Below are 3991 nucleotides of genomic sequence, written 5' to 3'. Positions count from 1 at the left end.
GCATCACGGCGTTGGCGCGTGGCAAGACCCATCAGGACACCCGGCTAGAACTCGAGGGCAAGGCCCGAAAGCTGCTGGAAAGCGCGGCCTGATCACAGACCCTCCGCCATCTCCTCCTTTCATGGCCCGGCCATCGCGCTGGGCTATGTCATTCCGGAGATCGATAGGAGTTCGGAAGCTTGTCTATCACGCGATCAGGCGTTGCTGTCGCTGGTCTTCTTCGCAACAGCATCGGGCGACTGGATGGCCATAACTGCAGCATTGTCGCCGGCCGTCCGCGCGGCGGCGACCTGATCGCTGGCGGCCTTCAGATCGATTTTGCCCCAAATCGAGTGTTCACGCCTGGGCAGGCGATGCCGGTTCTTGAATTCCACGACAAACGGTTTTCTCTCAGGTTTCATGCGGTTCCGACAACATCGACGAGCTTCTAGAGCGTGACCTGTTGTTATTCGCGCCGTTCTGTCAACGCCCAGGGTGGCCCATGTTTCCGGATCAAGGAAGTCGCGGCATGTCACCATGCACGACCCGCCATACCCAGGGTGTGATCTCTGGTCTGGCACTGATCATGTCGGTTAGCGCGTGTTCATATTGCTCTCCGGCACTCGCCGGCACGATGAACATGGCGACGGGGGCGGGCTTTTGTTCCGGCAATGTCACCGACACGATTGGCGCATTGCGCGGCAGGTTGAAGCGTAGCCCCTTAACGCTCTTTCGCTTGAGGTGGCTGAGCTTCTCCAACAGCCGCAGCTCGTGAATGTCCTCGAACGGCAACCAGTGCTCGTTGACCACCATCAGCGCGACCTCCTCGACCGTCGCGATGCCAGCGTTTGAGATGCCGAAAGTCGCGATGAAGATCAGGTGGAGCGGTTCGCTCGAGCGCCAGAGTTCCAGTTCGGCCTCGTAGCGAGCGGCAAGCCGCCGCCATGCGCCGTCCTCGATCATCAGTGGGAAGGGCATGTGCCGCACGACAATCTTGTGTCCCTCGCGCGCCGCGGAAAACTCCTTCACCTCGGCCACGATCATCATGAGCTTGCGGGATCCCGAGCCGGTCGCCTGTACACCCTTTAGCGCTGCAGCGCGACGGGATGCGATCCCGTCCTTGTCCTCAGGATGAAACACTTCGGGCACGAAGAGCATATCGCTCAGTGGCCCGCCCCTTGCGGTCATCTGCGTAGCGGCATTGATCAGGCTGGTGCGAACCCGGCCCCAGCCGCGCCGGCCCGCCCAAGCCGAGCGCCATTCCGTCAATTCCCCAGCCTCCCAGAGGTAATGCAGCATTGCCCTAAGCGACAGTTTTCTGGGCTCGCTGCGAATGCCGTGCTCCGAGGGCTCAGCCGCCTCGACGGCTGCGGATCTGGCCCCGCGTTTCGTCAGCGAGAAATCCAGCTTCAGGTCGGCCCTGCCGCTGGGGTCGATCTGGATCGCGTTGCCAATCAGCGGGCCAAGGCCGGAAAGTTCGTAGGGTGGCTCATAGGACGGGCATGCAGGATCATGGTCGCGTCCGGACAGCGGCATGCGTTTGATCAGGTACTGGTCTTCCAGCCGCGCGATATACATTGCAACCGCCGGCTCCTTGCACATGCACATCGGGCGGTGCCTCTGCTTATAGGCATCTGCCAGAAGCGTCCGGAACTCGAGCGAGGATTCCTCCAGTGTCTGATCGCCGATCGTGAATATTCGCATCTCGGTTCTCTCCCTGCTTCGATCGAAGCTACACAGACAGCACTCCTTTTACTATCGAAAATTAGCTAGTAAAACCCACGCAAACCGTGAGGCGCCCGGCTGAAGGCCGGCGCTGGCCGCTTCATCGTACCGGAGGGAGAGAGGGGCCGGAAAGGGGCGACCTGCCGGGGCTTCGAGAGCGTCCGGGCTGGCCGGTCCTTTCCTGCTCTCGACAGGGTTTCCCATGAACATGATCACATCCGGCGCCGCGAACGCCGCCGCCACCTCGCTTGCACCCACCGGTCGTGCCGGCCGTGCAGCCAAGATTCTCCGCGCCGGCCATGACCTGCTGCCGTTCCTCGAACGCGGCCAGGCAATTGGCGCTACCGATCTACGCACCATCCTGATGAACGTCTTCGGCGGCTCGGACGCTGAAGGGTTCTGGGCCTGGAAAGACGCCTATGAAGCGACCGAGGTCGCGCAGGTCCTGTTCCTGCGCAAATTCGGCGTGGCGATTTTCAGCCGCGCGAACGCGCCGCAGGCAGCACTTGCGATGGTATCCAAGGTCGCGAGCCTGATCCCGACCCACACGCGGCGCTCCGAGGAGAGCCAGCAGCTCCAGCAGTTTTCGACGCCAATGCCGCTGGCCTTTGTCGCTGCCCGCACCGCCGGGATCATGGCCGACGACATGGTGTTGGAACCGTCCGCCGGAACTGGACTCATGGCGATCTTCGCCGAGCTCGCGCATGCGCGTCTCTCCCTCAACGAGTATGGGCCGGTTCGTCGCGATCTGCTGGGGCAGCTCTTCTCGGGGTCGGCAGTATCGCAGCATGACGCTGCCCACATCGACGACTATCTCGACCGATCTGTGCGTCCGACCGTCGTCTTGATGAACCCGCCATTTACCGCCGGCATTCATGTCGATGGCCGCATGGCCGACGCCGCATGGCGTCATCTCGCCTCGGCCTTCGCTCGACTTGCCCCCGGCGGCCGGCTGGTGGCGATCAGCGGCTCAGGCCTTTCCCCAGATAGTCTCAAATGGAGCGCCGCCTTCGTCCGTCTCCAGGAACGCGGCACAGTGCAGTTCAGCGCCGCGATCGATGGCTCCGTCTATGCCCGCCACGGCACGACGATGGAAACCCGTCTGACCGTGATCGACAAGATCGCGGCCGCCGATCCGACGAAGCTCATCGCCTCCCATGGCGTCGCGCCCGATCTGGAAACGCTTCTCTCCTGGATCTCCAGCCTTCCGCCCCGCTCGCCCTCGACCGCGCCGAACTCCATCGGCGCGCTGTCCAACGGCATCCTGCGCACGTGCGCGGCGAAGATGGCCGCCCGCAAGGCCACCGGCACGATGTGTCCCGCAGTGGTGACCGCTCCGGCAAGTCGCCCGTCACTCGTTGCCGGTGCCGCGCGTCCCGTATCTCCGCCGCCCGCTCGACTCGACGACCAAGTCGTCGAGCTCTCCTACGAACTGCGCGATGCCGTGCCAAAATCCCGTGTCGATGTCGCCGACGGCATCTACGAATCCTTTCGCCTCCAAGCGATCCATATCCCCGACGCCAAGCCGCATCCAGACAAGCTGGTTGAGTCCGTCGCCATGGCTTCGGTCGCGCCGCCCAAGCCGACCTACCGCCCACACCTGCCAAAGCGCATCGTCACCAGCGGTGATCTCTCCGATGCCCAGCTTGAGAGCGTGATCTATGCCGGAGAGGCGCATTGCGGCTATCTCGCCGGCCACTGGTGCGTCGACGCAACCCTCGACAATCTGAAAGCCGTAACTGCCGAGACCGAGGACGCGGTCCGGTTTCGTCGAGGCTGGTTCCTCGGCGACGGTACGGGTGCTGGCAAAGGACGCCAGGCTGCCGGGATAATATTGGACAACTGGTCGAAGGGCCGTCGACGCCATCTGTGGATCTCGAAATCCGAGACCTTGCTCGAGGATGCGCAACGCGACTGGAGCGCGCTCGGCCAGGAAAAGCTGCTGGTCACGCCGCTCTCGCGCTTCAGCCAGGGCAAGCCGATCAAGCTTGATGAAGGCATCCTCTTCGTCACTTTCGCCACGCTGCGCACCGACGAGCGCGAAGGCAAGCGCTCGCGCGTCCAGCAGATCGTCGATTGGCTCAGCCAAGGAGCGGGGAATGCAAGAACTTTCGACGGCGTCATCATCTTCGATGAAGGCCACGCCATGGCCAATGCCGCCGGCAGATCCGAGCGCGGCGAAAAAGCCGCCTCGCAGCAGGGCCGCGCCGGTCTTCGCCTGCAGCGCGCGCTGCCCGATGCGCGCGTCGTCTACGTTTCCGCGACCGGCGCGTCGGAGGTGGAATCC

At 63.4% G+C, this 3991-nt stretch carries 3 protein-coding genes; 1 reads left to right on the top strand and 2 read right to left on the bottom strand.

What is annotated here, in order from left to right:
- Window positions 1-194: 194 nt before the first annotated feature.
- Both EOA75_RS29945 and EOA75_RS29940 read right to left on the bottom strand, forming a co-directional pair.
- Window positions 195-374: a hypothetical protein gene (locus EOA75_RS29945; protein WP_127325843.1), complete on the bottom strand. Its 180-nt coding sequence runs from the start codon at window positions 372-374 to the stop codon at window positions 195-197.
- 118 nt (window positions 375-492) lie between these two features.
- Window positions 493-1683, bottom strand: coding sequence for a DUF1173 domain-containing protein (locus tag EOA75_RS29940; RefSeq protein ID WP_127325842.1), 1191 nt, complete (start codon window positions 1681-1683; stop codon window positions 493-495).
- 223 nt (window positions 1684-1906) lie between these two features.
- Here EOA75_RS29940 and EOA75_RS29935 point away from each other — a divergent pair.
- On the top strand, window positions 1907-3991 hold a 2085-nt coding region (locus EOA75_RS29935; RefSeq protein WP_206517062.1), incomplete at its 3' end, for a strawberry notch family protein.

The sequence above is a fragment of the Mesorhizobium sp. M1A.F.Ca.IN.022.07.1.1 genome (assembly GCF_003997575.1).
Classification (GTDB): domain Bacteria; phylum Pseudomonadota; class Alphaproteobacteria; order Rhizobiales; family Rhizobiaceae; genus Mesorhizobium.
This window is presented reverse-complemented; position numbering and strand designations above follow the sequence as displayed.